Consider the following 17,808-nt stretch of genomic DNA (forward strand, 5'->3'; position numbering starts at 1 on the left):
TAATTAAGGTGCCAATGTTACGATCATACGCAGGTGCTTAATACACACAGCTATTTAAATAAAAACTAGAATTGAAAGTTGACAAGCCATTGAAAAGGTTTTTATCGTTATTTTATTAACTGCTTGTCAAAGTTCAGAAAAACCAACAGCACAAGAACTCATTGAAAAAGAAGAGAAAGAACTGATAGCAAGGTTATTTAACGAGGAGACTTTACATGTACTGGGTCACTCTAATTGGTAGAAAATCATGAGAAGCATACTTAAGCTAGTGCTGTAGGATATCACCATAATTGGGGGAAAGATATCGTAATTAAAGTATTAAAAATGGGGGTCCATATTCATAGAATAAGACATCACATATATGGATACATAACGGATTTATAATCGACTTACATATATCGGAGGAGATATTTTGAAAAATGTTCTCATTATTGGAGCTACAGGTGTTCTTGGAAAGCTAGTATGTAATGACATTACAAACCTCATTCCAGAAGATGTTACCTTAATAATCACTGACTATAATAAGGAAAGAGGCGTAAATTTCGCTGCTAGTTTGGGTAATCATACAAAATGGCGGTACCTTGATGTAAAAGAAGATAAAAGTATTGAACAAGCTTTAATTGGAATTGACATGGCAGTTGTTTTAATTAAACAGTTTGAATCAAAGATACAAGAGATAGCTTTAAGAATGAGAATCCCTTCTTTAGATGTAACCCCGTCTTACTCTTTATATAGGCGAGTAATAAAATACCATGATGATGCTTTAAAACAAGGTACAGGAGTTTTGCTGTTATCGGGGTTCTTGCCTGGTTTGTCTGGATTACTCATCAAAAAGGCAATAGATGATTTCGATTATATAGAATCTGTAGATTTGGGATTTTTACAAAATAAGAATGCGGATGTCGGGATCGCGGGAATAAAGGACATGCTACGTTTAATAGATGAACCTATCATAAGGGGGGATCAAAAAATAAGTAGTTTCTCCCAGTCAAAAAAAATGTATTTTCTTGGTCATGCTAAATACAAAAAAGTTCGGAATATCGAACATTCAGAAAGGATACTTCTAAGTAATATGTTCCCGGTAAACTTTTGGACTGGATGGAGTAACCGTCCTTTTAATTACATGATATATCTCCTTAAGAAAACTCGGTTGTTACCATTTATATATAATCTCAATTCCGGTGTAATGAAAAGAATCGTTAAGCATAATCCTCAAAAAAAAGAAGATGCGATGCTTACTGTCGAAGTTAAGGGGCTTATTCAAGGGGAATACAAAAAGAAAGGCTATTATTTACAGACATTTTCCGATTATCGAACAACTTCACTAGTCATAGCCGCACTAGTAAAAATAATGTTAACAAAGAGAGTGAAAGGAGTAGCGACTCCTTATGATATAACTGAAATAGATGAAATTTTATCTATAATTAATCATGATAATATTAGATTAAAAACCGAAGCGCAGCAGTAAAACTTCAAGAATAACTCAATATCGAAAGTCATCCATATATGCCTAAAAAATAAATCTATTGCTTTTAATAATTCAAATCTAAGAAGCAATTCATTTAAAATAATAGAGAACAGATGTGAAGTGTTGGTTAATTTGCGGAAGCTTGTGTTGCTGCTGCTCCCATTGATGGTATGGTAAAGAGTATGAGGTTGTAGTAGAGGGAGTAAACGTAGTAGATCACTTAAAGCGAGAGGGCATGTTGTCGCCCTCTCTATAACCAAAATATTATGTTGGTCTAACAACTAGTTCGTTCACATCTACTTCACTCGGTTGCAAAATAGCATATGAGATTGCATCGGCGATAGCAGATGCTGGGAGAGCAATCTTGCGATACTCTACCATAGCTTCGCTTGCTTCTCCGTCTGTAATATGATCTGCTAATTCTGATTCGGTTACACCTGGTGAAATGAGGGTGGTACGGATGTTGTGTGTCAATTCTTGACGTAACCCATCTGTAATGGCACGGACCGCATATTTGGTTGCACAGTACACAGAGGCAGTTGGGGTGACACTGTACGCGCCGATTGAAGCGATATTAATAATATGACCCCGCTGTTGTACTTTCATTAGAGGCAGCACAGAAGCAATTCCGTGCAAGACTCCCTTTATATTTACATCAATCATTTGATTCCACTCTGTAATCTTTCGTTTTTCTAGCATGGATAAAGGCATGATACCTGCATTGTTTACAAGAACATCTAATTGTCCGTACGCTTCTTTGATCTCTTGTACGACTTGTTCCATCTGTTCAAAATTGGTCACATCCAACTGCTTATAGTCTACTGCATAGTTTTTATTACGAAGTTTTGATGCAAGTTCTTCAAGCTTACCTGTTCTTCTTGCTGCGGCAATAACCGTAAGTCCCTGTTCTGCCAATTTCTCAACAGTAGCTGCCCCAATTCCACTACTCCCACCTGTTACTAGAACAACTTTTTCATGTGTTGTCATGCTTTCTCATCTCCTTAAATAAATGAGTGTAGAATTTAATTTCGTTTGAACTTAGTCACGGTAAAGGACCATACCCGCATGATATAAAATGTTATTGTGAAACTCTCCGTCAGCTGTGAACCCAGTATCATCTTTATAGGCAATATAGTTGCCTGTAATTTGATAGTTCCCCTTATACGCGGCTTCAATAGTACCGCGAGCTTCAACGTATCGGCCATTGGGCAATAATTCATGTCGAATTCTACGATCTTTCGTAATCCAAATACCGACGTAGGGGTGGTTATCTTCACTCACTTCCTGTTCAACTCCTTTTTGTTATGATCTACTCTAAGTATTCATGAAGAACAAGGTGGAGCGGTAGCCTCTTACTCTTCAATTCTTGCTTTATTCTCTAAAACCCCCTATGCTTTCAAACAAGAGGAGGTGCTGATTATGGCGGAGCAGATGCACGTCAAACATCGAGAAGAAGAACTAATCAAGCTAGTCAATTCATTCGCCAGAGTTGACGGAATACACAATACGAATATAACGGGCCTTTCGATAATTCGATCTTCAACACCTCTTGAGCCAATAAAAACATTACATCAACCGGCATTATGTATGATCATACAAGGTGGTAAGGTTGTCTCGTTAAATGGTGAAGACTATTCATATGGAAATGGCGACTATCTTGTCGTCGCCGTCGACCTTCCAGTTGTTGGAGAAGTCGTGAAGGCAAGTGAGGAAGAGCCATATCTATGTTTACGGTTGGATTTTGATCAACTGCAGTTGGTTAACAGCATTGGCAGTGAGAAACAAAAAAACGATAATCTAAATATCTCAAAAAGAGGACTATTTGTTAGTCAGACAACCGGAGCTTTACTCGACGCCTGGCTACGTCTTTTGACACTATTAAAAACGCCTAATGATAAGGATTTTCTCGCTCCACTAATTACAAAGGAAATCTTATATCGTGTCATGAAAGGAGAGCAAGGGGAGAGGATCCAATTGTTTGCTGCTCGAGGAAGTAAAATGTCAGAAATCGCTAAAGCGATCAACTATTTAAAACAGCACTATGCTACTAAAATCAACATAGAAGAGCTTGCAAAACATGTAAATCTTAGCGCTCCTGCATTCTATCAGCATTTTAAACAGGTGACTGCGATGACGCCGATTCAGTACCAGAAATCCCTTCGACTTCATGAAGCCAGAAGATTAATGATAAGGGAACATTGGCTAGCTCCGACGCGGCATTTCATGTTGGTTATGAAAGCCCATCTTACTTCTCGCGTGAATATAAGAAAATGTTTAGCCGATCACCAAGAGACGATCTGAAAACTACATTCCAATAACGAGTAATGATGCCCGAATATATGCTCAGAATTGGGCTACGGGGATGTTTTACTTCCCTGTACGTAACGTGCTTATTGATCCGAAAACGAACACTCAATAAATTAATTTCACATACCGTGATATGCTATGTATGTTTCAGTCCTTGGAACAATAATAAATTGTTGTTTTTTTCAAATAAGGGTGTGCAAGAGTGAACTTTGGTCCATTTGCATGACAAGGCTTAGGTCTTTCTAAAGATGCTACGCAGATGGACCTCCTTCGTGCAACTGGCGGTATCTTAGCAACTGACTCTTATAAATTTGTTGCACCGATTTTCTTTTACAAAGATGAATTCACTTTAGATATGTTGTAGCATGTTGGCATCATGATAACCGAGATGAGATTATAAACAAACTTCAACGTGGGGATCATGTTAAGTTCACATATGACAAAGCTAATGGATTCAATAATAAAGCAATATAAATACATTCAACTGAAAATAAAAAGTTAGCGTATATCTATGTAGTTTACAGTGGTTGGATGTACGAAATGATAGTCAAAAACTGTGATTATGAAGCAGTAGTTTGGGAAGTTCACCCTCAGGCGTTCCCTCACCGTAAGGTGAATCTTAATGGTTAATGGTCAAGTGAATCCATCAATAAATTTTGATGAATGATTAAGAGTAAAAGAAGATGTAAATATCGTTTTGTCTTAAAAAGTGAAATGATTTACAGATTGTAGAGTGCCCGCCTCAAATAAATCATTTTGGGGGGTGTTTTTAGTTTTCAGAGTAATCTACAGAATATAAAGTTAGTACCACACTTTCATCGAAGTCGTCACTCCCTGTTTACAACCTTCACCGTTCTGTCTATCCTAAAAGTAAAGCACAAGGGGAATACGTTGATGACGATTCTACTCGTAGAGGATGACAAAACGATTGCGCTCGGTCTGGAATATTCACTCCAACAAGAAGGGTTTGAAACGATTCATGCTGTAGATGTTGCTTGTGCGAAATCAATGATTAGTGCATCGATCGAGTCAATTTCACTTTGTTTGCTTGATTTGTCATTGCCCGATGGTTCTGGATATGAGCTTTGTGAGCTCGTAAAAGGCAAGAAGGACATTCCGGTCATTTTCCTTACCGTCGTTGATGATGAGGTGAATGTAGTGATGGGGCTTGATATGGGCGCGGACGATTACATTACCAAGCCGTTTCGAATTCGTGAGTTAATCTCCAGAATAAAGTCGGTGTTGCGTCGTTATGAAAAGCAACACGGTCATGAGCAGAATACTCGTGTGGAGCTTTATGATGTTGAGGTTGCTGTTCAAGAGGCGAAGGTGTGGAAGGCCGGGCAGGAAGTCATGTTGACGGCGTTAGAATACCGTTTATTACTTATATTTCTGCAACATAAAGGACAAGTATTATCCCGAGCTCAATTATTGGAGCAGATTTGGGATGTGGCGGGTGAGTTTGTGAATGACAATACACTTACGGTTTACATTAAACGATTACGTGAAAAACTTGAAGACCACCCTCAACAACCCCAGATCATTCAGACGGTTAGAGGTCTGGGGTATCGGGCAGGTGAATGAAGATGTTGCGTAATCGAGAAATACGTCTGCTTTTAGTGAGTCAATTGATCATCTGTCTTGTCGCGATTACCGGAGTCCTTATTTTTCCAAATGCTGCACTCATTATGATGATTAGCTTGTCGATACTCCTCATAACGGTTCATCTGTCTTTTACACATTGGAAATACAAACGACTACAACGGTTGTCGGCATACTTACAACAAATCAATGCTGGAGACTATACGCTCGATGTACGGGATAATGAAGAAGGCGAGTTAAGTATCTTAAAGAATAACATCTATAAAGTGACAACACGGCTAGCAGACTACTCGGCTGGATTGAAAGGAGATAAAGAGAAGCTTACAGAAGCGATTTCGGACGTGTCTCATCAGTTGAAAACACCCATCACATCAATGATGGTGATGGCGGATTTACTTGAGAGGGATAACCTCGATGTTGCAAAGCGCCAGCAGTTCACAAAGGTCATTCAAGAACAATTGGAACGGCTAGATTGGCTAGTAAGTTCTCTGTTGAAGCTCTCAAAGATGGATGCAGGAACAATTGCGTTTAAGAGAGACCGGTTTGACATGAATACGTTGGTTGAAGATGCACTTAAGCCCATGCTCATTTCCATTGATTTAAAAGGTTTAACGATTAACCGGGTTGGCAACGATGAAAGTCGACTCGTTGCAGATTACCATTGGACAAAGGAAGCCCTTATTAACATTCTTAAGAATGCAGTAGAACATAGTCATCCAGGAAAGACGTTAACGATTCATTATCACGAGAATGCGTTGTATCAAGAAATTGAGGTTACTGACTATGGCAGCGGCATTCCAAAACATGACGTGCCGTATGTTTTTAAACGTTTTTACAAAGGGGAAAATGCTGGTGATAATAGTGTTGGCATAGGTTTGGCAATGGCGTATCAGATTGTCACAAGGCAAGGTGGCGACCTTGAAGTGCGAAGTGAAGAGGGCATAGGGACAACGTTTTCAATGAAGTTTTACAAACAGACGATCTAAGAGTAGTCGTTATGCAAAGAAGCATTAACGCTACTCTTATTTGCATTTCATTTTAAGTGACGGTATTGTCACTTGCCGAGTCACGAAGCCGTCACGTTGGACGCTTATGCTTAACGTATACAGATGATCTGGAGGGAACGTTATGGAGATTTTAAAGGTTGAACAATTGTCAAAAGTATACGGACAAGCAGATACAGCGGTGAAGGCGTTAGATGACGTATCATTCTCTGTGAAAAAAGGAGAGTTTGTGGCGATCGTGGGTCCATCCGGCTCAGGGAAGTCAACGCTTCTACATTTATTGGGAGGCGTGGATCGTCCGAGCAGTGGCAATGTTTGGTCGATAATACAGATATTTATCAATTAAATGAAACAAACTTAGCGATTTTTCGTCGCCGACAAATCGGGTTAATTTATCAATTTTATAATCTGTTGCCGATTTTAACGGTTGAAGAGAATATTACGTTGCCGCTTTTGTTAGACGGTCATAAGGTTGATAAGAAACAGTTTCAAGAAACGGTAGAGTTGTTAGGGTTGCAAGAGCGTATTCATCACTTGCCGAATCAACTGTCTGGGGGTCAGCAACAACGTGTGTCCATTGGTCGAGCGTTAATTAGCAACCCTGCGATTATGTTGCAGATGAGCCAACGGGAAACTTAGACAGTAAAAACAGTAAAGAAATTATTGATCTACTAAAGATGTTCAACCGCACGTACAATCAGACGTTGCTCGTCATTACGCACGATGACCGTATTGCTCTTCAAGCGGATCGAGTCATTTCGATTGAAGACGGGCGCGTGAGTAAGGACGAGGTGATTCGTCCATGAGCATCGTCAACAAAATAACTAGGCGTCATCTTAAAGAGAACAAAAAACGCACGCTCATTACAATCATGGGAACGATTATTTCTGTTGCCATGATCATGCAGTTGCGACGTTAGGGTCGACGTTTCAAGACGTCTTCAAGCGCAATGCCATTGAAAATGTAGGCGATTGGCATGCTGCATTTGAGCAGGTGAACCAAGCGCAACTTCAAGCAATTCAAGAAAGTGATTTGTTTGATGACGTCGCGCTATTACGTGAGTCTGGTTACGCTGAGCACGGGGCGAGTACTGATTCATTAAAGCCCTATGTATATGTCACAAAATTAAATGAAACAGGTTTTGAAACGATGCAATTAGAGCTTGTTGAAGGGCGATTTCCGAGTGGACCAGATGAAGTGATTGTGTCGGAACAATTGACGGACATCGGTAGTGAGATTGATCTGGAAATGGGGGAGCGTGTCGCAGAAGACATCACGTTCGATGGTGAGCGGACACATGCGTATGCTCTACACACCCTTAACGGCGAACGTGCCGAGCGACTAACGAATGTCACGGAAGATTCCTTTAATGTCGTTGGGGTTGTCCGGGAGCCTCTCTGGCAGCATTCTTGGACACCAGGTTACCCTATTATCGGTCATCTTGATGAAGGCGAAATTGCAGACGGCAGCACAGCGATGGCGTACATGTCAGTCAGGGATGTGGACCGTACGATTTATGATCAAGTGAGCACGTTTGCCGAGGGGGTAGGCTTAGAGCAACCGTTCTACAATGATTCATTATTACGTGCACATGGGCTCACTGCAAGCGACAATATGCAAACGACGCTGTATGGACTCATGGCCATTGTGATGGTAATTATCGTCATTGGATCAGTGGCTCTCATCTTTAATTCGTTTGCCATCTCTGTATCTGAGCGTTCTCGATATTTAGGGATGCTCTCAAGTGTTGGCGCGACGAAGCGCCAGAAACGAAATTCGGTCTACTTTGAAGGATTGATCATTGGACTGATTGCGATCCCTATTGGGATTGTAGCTGGAGTTGCAGGAATTTGGGTGACGACTTATTTTATTAACGATCTCCTTTCTAGCGCACTCGATACTGAACTAATAATGGTCGTTTCTAAAGAATCGGTCTTTATTTCAATCGGTCTTGCAGCATTGACAATTCTCATTTCCACGATTATTCCGGCCTTGCGAGCTTCACGAATTACCGCGATTGATGCAATCCGTCAATCACAAGACGTTAAGCTTACGAAAAAGAAGGTGAAAACCAATTCTCTCGTGCGAAAGCTGTTTGGGGTTGAAGGAGATTTCGCATTAAAGAATTTGAAGCGAAATAATAAGCGTTATTTCGTGACCGTTTCTTCATTAGTTGTCAGCATCATTTTATTTCTTTCGATATCATACTTTGCTTCAGCACTTTCGCAATCGATGCACATGTCTTTTGGGAACCAAAACTACGATCTTAGTATTCAAGTCGATCGTAATGATGAAGAGTTTGCAGCCATTGTTGATCAAGTACTAAACATGGATTCTGCAAATGAAGGCAGTGTAAACCGCTCCGTGACATTTCGAACGCTTGTTGAGCCGGAAAGGTGGCCTGAAGGCTTGACCAATCAGGTCGAGGATAACATCGATTACTTAATGGATGGGAACTATCCTTATCATGTCCAAGTGATTGGTCTCGATGCTAATAGCTTTTCTGAATACGTGACTTCCATCGGTGAAGATGTTGAGCGATTTATCGATGCAGATGAAACGCGGGCCATACTTGTGAGTGAGATTCTGTACGAAGATACAGAAGCGGGCAAATATGTAGAAGCGCCTAGTGTGCTTGCGAATGAAAATGATACGTTCACAGTAGAACAGGAAAATTACGATGAGGAACGAGAATTGTACGAATACGAAGACGTTGTTGAACTTGAGATTGGAGCGATTACGAATGATTACCCACTTGGTTATTTTGAACAATGGTTAGGGTCAATGGTTCTCATCGTTTCACCAGATGTATTTGAAGAGATTCAAATGGAAAGCGGTCAACCTTTGTATGATATGCTGTATGTAACGACTGACCAACCGGAGGCCTTACAACAAGAACTTGAAGATCATGCGCTCATTGATGAGTCAGCGATTCATAATACGTATGCTCAAGAGCAGCGGGATCAACAAGTCATCACCGTCATGTCCATCTTTTTATACGGGTTTATTACGCTCATATCAATGATTGCTATCGCAAACATTATAAACACAATTTCGACGAGTATTGCACTTAGAAGACGAGAATTTGCGATGTTAAAATCAATCGGTATGACGCCTCGGTCGTTTAACAAGATGATCTATTTCGAAAGCATCTTTTATGGTCTAAAGGCGTTGTTGTATGGGCTTCCAATTAGTATTGGGATTATGTATAGCATCTATATTACGAATCAAAATGCTTTTGCTTACGCTTTTACACTGCCGTGGCTGGAGATTATCATTGCCATTGTTGCGGTTCTGGTAATCGTCATCGTTGCGATGGTCTATTCCATGTCCAAAATCAAAAAAGACAATATCATTGAGACACTAAAACAAGAAAATGTGTAATCGGAGTGTGGAGCCTCACTTTTGTGGGGCTCTTCTTATTATCTTATTATCATATTATCGTGTTTCGTTTGACATTCAATAATTTAATAGTATCGTTTTATCTAAATATTTATTATATATAGATAGAGGAAAATGTGCGGTACAGCGTGCAGTATAGGAGGTAAAAAACATTGAAGACGACACTCCGTGTTGCTGGGGTTTATGTTGGTGCCGTCGTTGGTGCGGGCTATGCTTCAGGACAAGAAATGCTTCAATTCTTTGTTAGTCATGGTGTGTGGGGAATTGTAGGAACGGCGGTTACGATGATTTTGTTGCCGATTCTCGGTTACCAGCTCGTGATGCTCGGAGATCAGTTACACGTTCGCAATCACAAAAAGGTGCTGTATCATTTATGTGGAAAATATCTTGGACCGGTCATTGATATCGCGCTGACTTTTTTCTTGTTTGGCTTAGGAGCGATAATGATTGCAGGAAGTGGTTCATTATTTGAACAATCATTCGGCCTTGCACCGATTTGGGGCTATGTCTTTATGAGTCTCGTACTCATATCCACCTTATTACTCGATACGAATAAAATCATTACGATCATTAGCTCATTAAGTCCTTACATACTCGTGCTATTGTTCATTATTGTTGTGTATTCGATCTTTGCGAGCGAAGCGAGCTTCGCGACGTTGGAAAGCATCGCTAGCCAACAATTAACGGTGTCTCCACATTGGACACTCAGTACGCTCATTAGTGTCTCGTTTAACTTTATGGTCGGTTTTGCGATTATGGTTGTGATGGGTGCTGTTGAGAAGGATCGGAAAGGGTTACGAAATGGTGCGATCTTAGGTGGTGTGGTGTTAGGTGTAATTGCTGTTATAGTGGCACTGGGTGTGTACTTGAACTTAGATCGGGTTCATGAAGCTGAAATGCCAATCCTATTATTGGCACATGAGTTTAATCCAATTGTTGATTCTTCATGGCAATCGGTTTGCTCATGATGATCTATAGTACAGCAGCAACGTCGTTATACACATTCCTTGTGCGCTTCTTTGCACCGAACACGAACGCCTACAGAGGAGCAGTTGTTGTTGTTTGCTTACTCGGCTTAGGATTTGGATTTATCGGCTTTGTTGACCTCGTCAACACCGTGTATCCTCTGCTAGGGTATATTGGATTTATCGTCATCGTTAGTCTGATTATTAATATTGTAAAGCGGCCGAAGCAAAAGGTCGTATAAATTGGTAGCTTTGATAAAATCAAACAAAAAAGCTCGCATTGTGTAACCACAATGCGAGCTTTTTATTTCCTTCGAATACCCATCTGCACATTTGCGTGTGTTGGCCAGTGTTCTCTATCTAATTTAGGCAGAGGAGAGAGGCTTTGTTCAACTTCCTCTGGAAACGGTCCAGGGCGTCCAGTTGTCGTGCTCATCCCCATAACCATTTGTTCACTCGTTGCAATTGTGTCACCATCTTCATTTTCCATCTCAAACCAGAGGTGCATGCGTTTTGCATCTTGATCGAGAATGGTAACAGTCGTACGTAACGCTTGTTGTTCATGGGCTTCTTGTAAATAACGAATGTGCGCTTCTAGCGTGAAAATCGTGTATGCGTGGCGCTCTCGTCCAGATGCATCCAACCCGGTCGTTTCCATGAGTGCATCGAGGCTCTCACTAAACACCAAGGAATAAGATGCATCGTTCATGTGACCATTGTAATCGACCATGTCAGATTGGACACGACCGTTCCAAATGACTTTACGTTCTGTCATAAGCAATCACCTTTTCTGATGGCCAAAATCCTTCTTCTTCGAGTAAATCCATCAATTTTATTAAGAAACGATCGCGTCGATGTTCAAGGTCTGCGATTGATACAGTTCCACTTTGTTCAGCCGTTCCTTGAATGACTTTTTCGCTTAATTCTTCCGTTAGTTCAGGGGCAACGAGACGTGTCCACGGAAGTTTTAGCGCCGGACCAAATTGCTCAAGCATATGGCGCATGCCGGCGTTGCCGCCTGCTAAATGCAACGTCATAAACGGTCCCATTAATGCCCAACGAAGGCCAGGGCCATAAACGATGGCTTTGTCGACTTCTTCTGTTGTCGCAACGCCGTCATTGACGATGTGAAGACTTTCTCTCCAAAGGGCTTCCATCAGGCGATCACCAATGTGGCCATCGATCTCCCCGCTCATCATGAGTGGCTTCATGTTCATCTTATCGTACATTGCTTGTGCTTGCTCCATGTAACGACGATCCGTTTGTTTACCCCCGGCAATTTCGACAAGCGGCACTAAATAGACCGGGTTAAAAGGGTGAGCAACAATGACTCGCTCTGGATGTTTCGTGCAAGCCTCTTGCAGCAAAGACGGCAGATAACCCGATGTGCTCGAAGCGAGAACTGCTTCTGGTTTCGACGCAGCATCGGCTTGAGCGAGCACGGATTTCTTTAGTTCTTGACGTTCAGGTACATTTTCTTGAATGAGATCCGCATCTTCAACCGCTTCTTCCAAGGTTTCAAAGAATGTAAGATTGTTCAGCGATGCATCTTCGGAAATGCCATATTCTGTGAGTGTAGGCCAAATTTCTTCAAGGAGGTTCCGCGTGTTTTCTTCGGCACCTGGAGCAGGATCGAAGGCGTGTACGCGGTGACCATTCGCGATAAAACGAGCGATCCAACCGTTGCCAATAACACCCGTACCGAGTACTGCAAATGTCTTCATGTTTTACACCTCTATTGATTAAATGCTTTTAAATTCAATTGTTCACGTGCTTCTCTTGGTGTCATAGGTTCAAGGTTAACACTATTCAAGACGGAAACGGCTCGGTCGACAAGTTGCTCATTTGAACCGAGTACACCTTTTTCAAGGTAAAGGTTGTCTTCAAGTCCAACACGTACATTTCCTCCGAGTAACGCTGATTGTGCGACCATCGGGAGCTGCATACGACCAATTCCAAATGCCGACCAGTGTGCGCCTTCCACAGTACGTTTCCGCATATAATCAATCGTTTCCGCATCTGCATCGGCACCCCATGGGATCCCTAGACAGAATTGATACATGGGATTTCCTTCAATTAATCCTTCAGAGATGAGCTGATTCGCTAAACGAATATGACCCGTATCAAAAATCTCCATCTCAGGTTTCACGCCACTGTCTTTAATGAGCTGTGCATGCTTACGGAGCCATCCAGCAGGGCCAAGATAGACATCATCTCCGAAATTCAAGCTGCCACAATCGAGCGTACAGATTTCTGGTAGCAATTTGCTGACAGGTTCATGGCGTTCTTGAGGGGTCTGTATGTCTGTTCCAGAGCCACCTGCAGTTGGTGTTTCTAGACTTGGGACAAAGTCACCGCCACCGCCGGCAGTAATGTTAATAATTACATCCGTATCAGCTTCACGAATTCGTTCAACCGTTTCTTTAAAAAGTTCAACGTCATGACTTAGCTTTCCAGTTTTCGGATCACGGACATGGATGTGTGCAATCGCTGCACCCGCTTTTGCTGATTCAATGGCTGAATCTGCAATTTCTTTTGGTGTAATCGGTACGTGCTTGCTTTTGCTCGTTGTGTCACCCGCCCCTGTAAGTGCAGCGGTAATGATTCGTTTATTTTTCATGATGGTTGTCCTCCTTTTGGCTGTCGCGAATCGGTACATGATCAAAGATCTGGCCACTTTCAAAGAAGTACACGAGTCGATCAATCCAGTTGTAATACGCTTGCCACGCATCAAGTTCTTCGGACAGCGCTTCAACGCGATCGTTAATTTCAACGGGTGTTTCACTCGATAAGGAAGTCTTCATATGATCAACGCGCTCTCGTAATCGTCGTTCAAGCGTCATGTTACGTGATACAACTTCCCTCCAGTTCGTCGTAAACAACGAGATGAACGTCTGCGCATAATCGCTTTCTACATTGTAATGTTCTTTGCGACTGCCTTTGACAAATTCTTTTTCTGCAATGTTTAGTGCAAGCATCTGGCGCATCACTTGACTCATTCTCGTTTTGCTCATGCCTGTTTCTTCGGCAAGGGCATCTAACGTCATCGCTTCACGATTCATATAAATGATACCGAGCAGCCTTCCAACTGTTGATGAAACACCAAATGTCTCCATATTATCAGCAATTCGATCGGTAATTTGATCTTCTGCAGCTTGTAATTCAGTAAGTAGCTGATCGTTTGATAATGATTCCACTGACATGCCTCCTTCAATCACTGTGATTAACCTTACCATTCCTCAAATCAATTGCAAAAAAACAAATCAGGTAGAAAAAGTGAGGAATCGTTAGTAATTTTACGATATTACCTTTTGTGTACTTTGTAAAGTTTAAATTGCATAGATTAAACAAACTGTATCGGTTTTTTCGGGTTTTCCTAATTTAAGGTCGAAACATTATACTGAAAAAGTTGCAAACGAGAGTAAGAAATGATGGAGGTGCTTGATTTGCTAGAATTCAAAGACGTAACAAAAACCTTTGATGGCAGTAAAAAGCCTGCAGTAAATAAGCTAAACTTAACGATTGAACGAGGTGAGTTTGTCGTATTTATTGGACCAAGTGGTTGTGGAAAAACAACAACAATGAAAATGATTAACCGTCTCGTAGAACCATCGAAAGGTCAAATTTTAGTGGATGGGACGAATGTGTTAGATCAAGATTCTGTGCAATTGCGTCGTTCGATTGGTTATGTGATCCAACAAATCGGTTTGATGCCACACATGACGGTAGGCGAGAACATCTCTCTTGTAGGTTCATTATTAAAATGGAGTAAGCAAAAGCAACAAGAACGTGCGCAAGAGCTTATTTCTTTAGTGGATTTACCGGAAGAGTACTTACAGCGTTATCCACACGAGCTCAGCGGTGGACAACAACAACGAATTGGTGTGTTGCGTGCATTAGCTGCAAATCCACCGCTAATCTTGATGGACGAGCCATTTGGAGCGCTAGATCCGATTACACGTGATGGATTGCAAGAGGAATTCAAGAAGTTACAAAAAGAAGTGGACAAAACGATTGTTTTTGTCACTCATGATATGGATGAAGCCATTAAACTAGCCGATAAAATCGTCATTATGAACGCTGGAGAAATCGTGCAAGTGGGAAGTCCAGACGAGATTCTAATGAATCCTGCTAATGATTTTGTTGAAGACTTCATCGGCAAAGATCGTTTGCTTCAAAGTCGTCCAGATGTAACGACCGTTAAGCAAATCATGAATGCAGAGCCAGTAACAGTGAAAGAAGAGCGCACTTTAAAAGAAGCGATTCAAGTGATGCGTGACAACCGTGTCGATTCTCTGTTAGTCATTGATGAGATGAATACGTTAAAAGGATACATCGACATTGAAATGATTGATTCGCATTATAAGAAACGGAACTTCGTCTATGAAGCGATGGATACCGAAGAATATTCCGTTCATAGTGAGGACTTGTTGCGTGACTCCATGTATCGGATGCTTCGCCGTGGTAGTGCGTACGTGCCAGTCGTTGAAGAGAACAATCGACTTGTAGGAATCGTCACGAGAGCAGCGCTCGCGAATATGGTTTACGACACAATCTGGGGTGAAGAAACCACCCAAGTTGCCGCAACGGAATAAGGAGGTTACGACATGTTTGAAGCAATCATCGATACGCTAACAACGTACGGCTGGGATCTAGTCGAAAAGACCGGCGAGCATATGTACATTTCACTGGCAGCGATCCTTCTCGGAGTGATTGTAGCAATCCCTGCTGGCGTTTTATTAACGAAAATTCCAAAAGTCGCTGATCGAATCATTTCATTCGTCGGTATCTTACAGACCGTTCCTAGCCTTGCAATTCTTGCATTTTTGATGCCGTTTCTTGGCGTCGGTGTGTTACCAGCAATTATCGCTCTGTTTATCTACTCGGTACTGCCAATATTAAGAAACACGTATACCGGTGTGATGGAAGTTGATCATAGTTTAAAAGAAGCCGGAAAAGGCATGGGAATGAGCAGTTGGGAAACAGTTAGAAAGATTGAACTACCTCTTGCGCTACCCGTCATAATGTCGGGCATTCGCTTTGCGACGGTGTACTTAATTGGTTGGGCAACTCTTGCCGCTTTTATCGGTGGTGGTGGTTTAGGTGATCTCATCTTTGATGGCTTAAACTTGTATCAACCTGAGTTAATTATTCTAGGAACGATTCCTGCAACCTTGCTTGCCTTACTTGCAAATGGTTTACTTTCGATGATTGAAAAGAAACTAACACCGGTTGCAATGAGAGGTGAAACCGCATGAAAAAAATAATACCAACCGTGTTGGCTTCAGCACTTGTCTTATCAGGCTGTTCTTTACCCGGATTAGGTGGGCCATCCGAACAGACGATTCGCATTGCAACGTTAGATACCGTTGAATCCGAAATCTGGGGTTACACACTTGCTCATATGATTGAGCATTATACAGATTTAGAGACTGAATTAGTAACAAATCTTGGATCGACAATGGTGTTGCATCAAGCGATGATGCAAGAAGAAGTTGATATTACAGCAACCCGTTATACGGGAACAGATATCGCGGGCGTGCTCAATTATGAAGATGTTACAGATCCTGAAGAAGCGATGCAGATCGTCCAGCAGGAATTCGATGAGTTGTTCAATCAGACGTGGGCAGAATCCTATGGATTTGATAATAGTTACACGGTTTCTGTTACAGAAGCATTTGCAGAACAAGAGAATATTGAACATGTAGATGACTTAAAACCATTCGCAGATGAGATGAATTTCGGCGTTGATAATGCCTGGGTCAATCGAACAGGAGATGGTTATGCGGCATTCACTGAAACGCATTTTGCTTTTGGTGATGTGTACCCGATGGCAATTGGTCTTGTTTATGAAGCAGCGGCTTCTGGGAACATGGATGCCGTTCTAGGCTATTCATCAGATGGTCGTATTGCGGCTTATGATTTAACCGTTCTGGAAGATGACTTTTTTCCTCCATATGACGCTTCACCTGTGATACGTAATGAAGTGCTTGATGATCACCCAGAACTTGAAGGCATTCTTCATAAGTTAAGTGATACGGTAAGCACAGAAGATATGCAAGAGATGAATTATATGGGCGATGTTGAATTGGTTGGCCCATCAACGATTGCTCAACAATTTCTCGAAGCGCATAACTACTTCGAAGATGTCGAAGTCAACGAGGAGGATCAGTAATGGAAACGTTTATTACGTATGTTTCTCAAAATGGTTTTTACATCTGGGAAGAGTTTTACCGTCACTTCTTGATGGCTGCCTACGGAGTCCTTTTTGCATCGATCGTTTCCATTCCAGTAGGCATTCTTATTGCAAGGTACGGAAAACTAAGTTCTTGGGTACTCACTTTTGGTAGCATTATCCAAACGATTCCCGTACTCGGCTTTATGGCTATTACGATGGTTGCGATGGGACTTGGTACAACGACGGTCATTACGACCGTATTCTTTTACTCACTACTACCGATCATCCAAAACACGTATGTTGGCATTAAAGGTGTTGACAAGACAGTAACAAACGCCGCTTATGCTTCAGGGATGACACGCTTACAATTGTTAACGAAGGTGGAGTTACCCCTTGCAGTTAGCGTTATTATGGCAGGAATTCGTACAGCACTCGTTGTCGGAATTGGTATTGTCGCAATTGGAACGTTCGTTGGTGCTGGGGGACTTGGTGCCATTATCGTGCGTGGAACAAATGCAACCGACGGAACGGCAATTATTCTCGCAGGGGCGATCCCGACAGCTGATGGCAATTATTGCGGACCTTATCATGGGTAAAATCGAACGAAAACTAAACCCCGCCAATAAAGCTGCGGCTGCTTAAATGCCTAATTGATGAGAAGTGCAAACAAGAACAAGCGTCATGGCGCTTGTTCTTGTTTGTATAACAACTCAGGTTCTCTATATAGAATGAACGTAAGACTTTCCTGATTTGCGCTGTTGGGTTGGAAGGGTAGCGCGGTGCTGGGTGCCATTTTGCGCGCTAGTTTACACTTTCTGCGCGCAAGTTTGCCTAGTTTAACGATTTTGGCGCTCATTCCGCTAAACATGCGCGCAGTTTGTT

At 41.8% G+C, this 17,808-nt stretch carries 16 protein-coding genes and 3 pseudogenes; 13 read left to right on the plus strand and 6 right to left on the minus strand.

Annotated features, from left to right (window positions below; all coding sequences use genetic code 11):
* Positions 1 to 412: 412 nt before the first annotated feature.
* Positions 413 to 1,468: a hypothetical protein gene (locus tag JCM19039_RS01730; RefSeq protein WP_042423220.1), complete on the plus strand. Its 1,056-nt coding sequence runs from the start codon at positions 413 to 415 to the stop codon at positions 1,466 to 1,468.
* A 264-nt stretch (positions 1,469 to 1,732) separates the two neighbouring features.
* Here JCM19039_RS01730 and JCM19039_RS01735 read toward each other — a convergent pair whose 3' ends face one another.
* On the minus strand, positions 1,733 to 2,455 hold the full coding sequence (locus JCM19039_RS01735; protein WP_042423223.1) for an SDR family oxidoreductase: 723 nt from the start codon (positions 2,453 to 2,455) through the stop codon (positions 1,733 to 1,735).
* Positions 2,456 to 2,506: 51 nt separating this feature from the next.
* Positions 2,507 to 2,749, minus strand: coding sequence for an Atu4866 domain-containing protein (locus JCM19039_RS01740; RefSeq protein WP_042423226.1), 243 nt, complete (start codon positions 2,747 to 2,749; stop codon positions 2,507 to 2,509).
* A 150-nt stretch (positions 2,750 to 2,899) separates the two neighbouring features.
* On the opposite strand from JCM19039_RS01740, the pseudogene JCM19039_RS24975 reads away from it, so the two are divergent.
* The 8 genes and pseudogenes from JCM19039_RS24975 to JCM19039_RS21360 form a co-directional block, all read left to right on the plus strand.
* Positions 2,900 to 3,517: pseudogene (locus JCM19039_RS24975) on the plus strand (AraC family transcriptional regulator); the annotation flags it as partial.
* A gap of 149 nt (positions 3,518 to 3,666) precedes the next feature.
* Positions 3,667 to 3,786, plus strand: a complete 120-nt coding sequence (locus tag JCM19039_RS24980) for an AraC family transcriptional regulator (protein WP_238544887.1) — start codon at positions 3,667 to 3,669, stop codon at positions 3,784 to 3,786.
* Between the two features lie 883 nt (positions 3,787 to 4,669).
* Complete coding sequence (locus JCM19039_RS01750) at positions 4,670 to 5,359, plus strand: response regulator transcription factor (RefSeq protein ID WP_042423228.1); 690 nt, start codon at positions 4,670 to 4,672, stop codon at positions 5,357 to 5,359.
* 2 nt (positions 5,360 to 5,361) lie between these two features.
* Positions 5,362 to 6,363, plus strand: a complete 1,002-nt coding sequence (locus JCM19039_RS01755; protein WP_042423231.1) for a sensor histidine kinase KdpD — start codon at positions 5,362 to 5,364, stop codon at positions 6,361 to 6,363.
* A 142-nt stretch (positions 6,364 to 6,505) separates the two neighbouring features.
* Positions 6,506 to 7,187: pseudogene (locus JCM19039_RS01760) on the plus strand (ABC transporter ATP-binding protein).
* Positions 7,188 to 7,374: 187 nt separating this feature from the next.
* Complete coding sequence (locus JCM19039_RS01765; protein ID WP_052398423.1) at positions 7,375 to 9,765, plus strand: FtsX-like permease family protein; 2,391 nt, start codon at positions 7,375 to 7,377, stop codon at positions 9,763 to 9,765.
* A 170-nt stretch (positions 9,766 to 9,935) separates the two neighbouring features.
* On the plus strand, positions 9,936 to 10,751 hold the full coding sequence (locus JCM19039_RS01770; RefSeq protein WP_052398424.1) for a hypothetical protein: 816 nt from the start codon (positions 9,936 to 9,938) through the stop codon (positions 10,749 to 10,751).
* Positions 10,730 to 10,990, plus strand: a complete 261-nt coding sequence (locus tag JCM19039_RS21360) for a hypothetical protein (protein WP_052398425.1) — start codon at positions 10,730 to 10,732, stop codon at positions 10,988 to 10,990. Before JCM19039_RS01770 ends, JCM19039_RS21360 begins: the two co-directional genes overlap by 22 nt.
* A gap of 62 nt (positions 10,991 to 11,052) precedes the next feature.
* On the opposite strand, the gene JCM19039_RS01775 is transcribed toward JCM19039_RS21360, so the two are convergent.
* From JCM19039_RS01775 to JCM19039_RS01790, 4 genes are read right to left on the minus strand one after another with little or no spacing between them, the layout of a single operon-like run.
* Positions 11,053 to 11,523 carry a thioesterase family protein gene (locus JCM19039_RS01775; protein ID WP_042423234.1) on the minus strand — a complete coding sequence of 157 codons (471 nt, stop codon included), beginning with the start codon at positions 11,521 to 11,523 and terminating at the stop codon, positions 11,053 to 11,055.
* On the minus strand, positions 11,510 to 12,472 hold the full coding sequence (locus JCM19039_RS01780; RefSeq protein WP_042423238.1) for a 3-hydroxyacyl-CoA dehydrogenase NAD-binding domain-containing protein: 963 nt from the start codon (positions 12,470 to 12,472) through the stop codon (positions 11,510 to 11,512). Before JCM19039_RS01780 ends, JCM19039_RS01775 begins: the two co-directional genes overlap by 14 nt.
* 11 nt (positions 12,473 to 12,483) lie before the next feature.
* Positions 12,484 to 13,368 (minus strand): 3-keto-5-aminohexanoate cleavage protein, encoded by an 885-nt coding sequence (locus JCM19039_RS01785; RefSeq protein ID WP_042423240.1) that lies wholly within the window; start codon positions 13,366 to 13,368, stop codon positions 12,484 to 12,486.
* Complete coding sequence (locus JCM19039_RS01790) at positions 13,358 to 13,864, minus strand: GbsR/MarR family transcriptional regulator (RefSeq protein ID WP_373974804.1); 507 nt, start codon at positions 13,862 to 13,864, stop codon at positions 13,358 to 13,360. Before JCM19039_RS01790 ends, JCM19039_RS01785 begins: the two co-directional genes overlap by 11 nt.
* Before the next feature lie 330 nt (positions 13,865 to 14,194).
* Here JCM19039_RS01790 and JCM19039_RS01795 point away from each other — a divergent pair, with 330 nt between their 5' ends.
* The 4 genes and pseudogenes from JCM19039_RS01795 to JCM19039_RS01810 all read left to right on the plus strand — a co-directional run bounded on the left by JCM19039_RS01795 (position 14,195) and on the right by JCM19039_RS01810 (position 17,568).
* Complete coding sequence (locus JCM19039_RS01795) at positions 14,195 to 15,343, plus strand: betaine/proline/choline family ABC transporter ATP-binding protein (protein WP_042423480.1); 1,149 nt, start codon at positions 14,195 to 14,197, stop codon at positions 15,341 to 15,343.
* Between the two features lie 12 nt (positions 15,344 to 15,355).
* A complete protein-coding gene (locus JCM19039_RS01800) occupies positions 15,356 to 16,006 on the plus strand; it encodes an ABC transporter permease (RefSeq protein WP_152550048.1) in 651 nt (216 codons plus the stop codon).
* Complete coding sequence (locus tag JCM19039_RS01805) at positions 16,003 to 16,923, plus strand: osmoprotectant ABC transporter substrate-binding protein (protein ID WP_042423245.1); 921 nt, start codon at positions 16,003 to 16,005, stop codon at positions 16,921 to 16,923. The genes JCM19039_RS01800 and JCM19039_RS01805 overlap by 4 nt, the downstream gene beginning before the upstream one ends.
* Positions 16,923 to 17,568: pseudogene (locus tag JCM19039_RS01810) on the plus strand (ABC transporter permease). The gene JCM19039_RS01805 and the pseudogene JCM19039_RS01810 overlap by 1 nt, the downstream one beginning before the upstream one ends.
* Positions 17,569 to 17,808: the final 240 nt, after the last annotated feature.

This window comes from Geomicrobium sp. JCM 19039 (assembly GCF_000698145.1).
GTDB lineage: Bacteria > Bacillota > Bacilli > Bacillales > Marinococcaceae > Geomicrobium_A.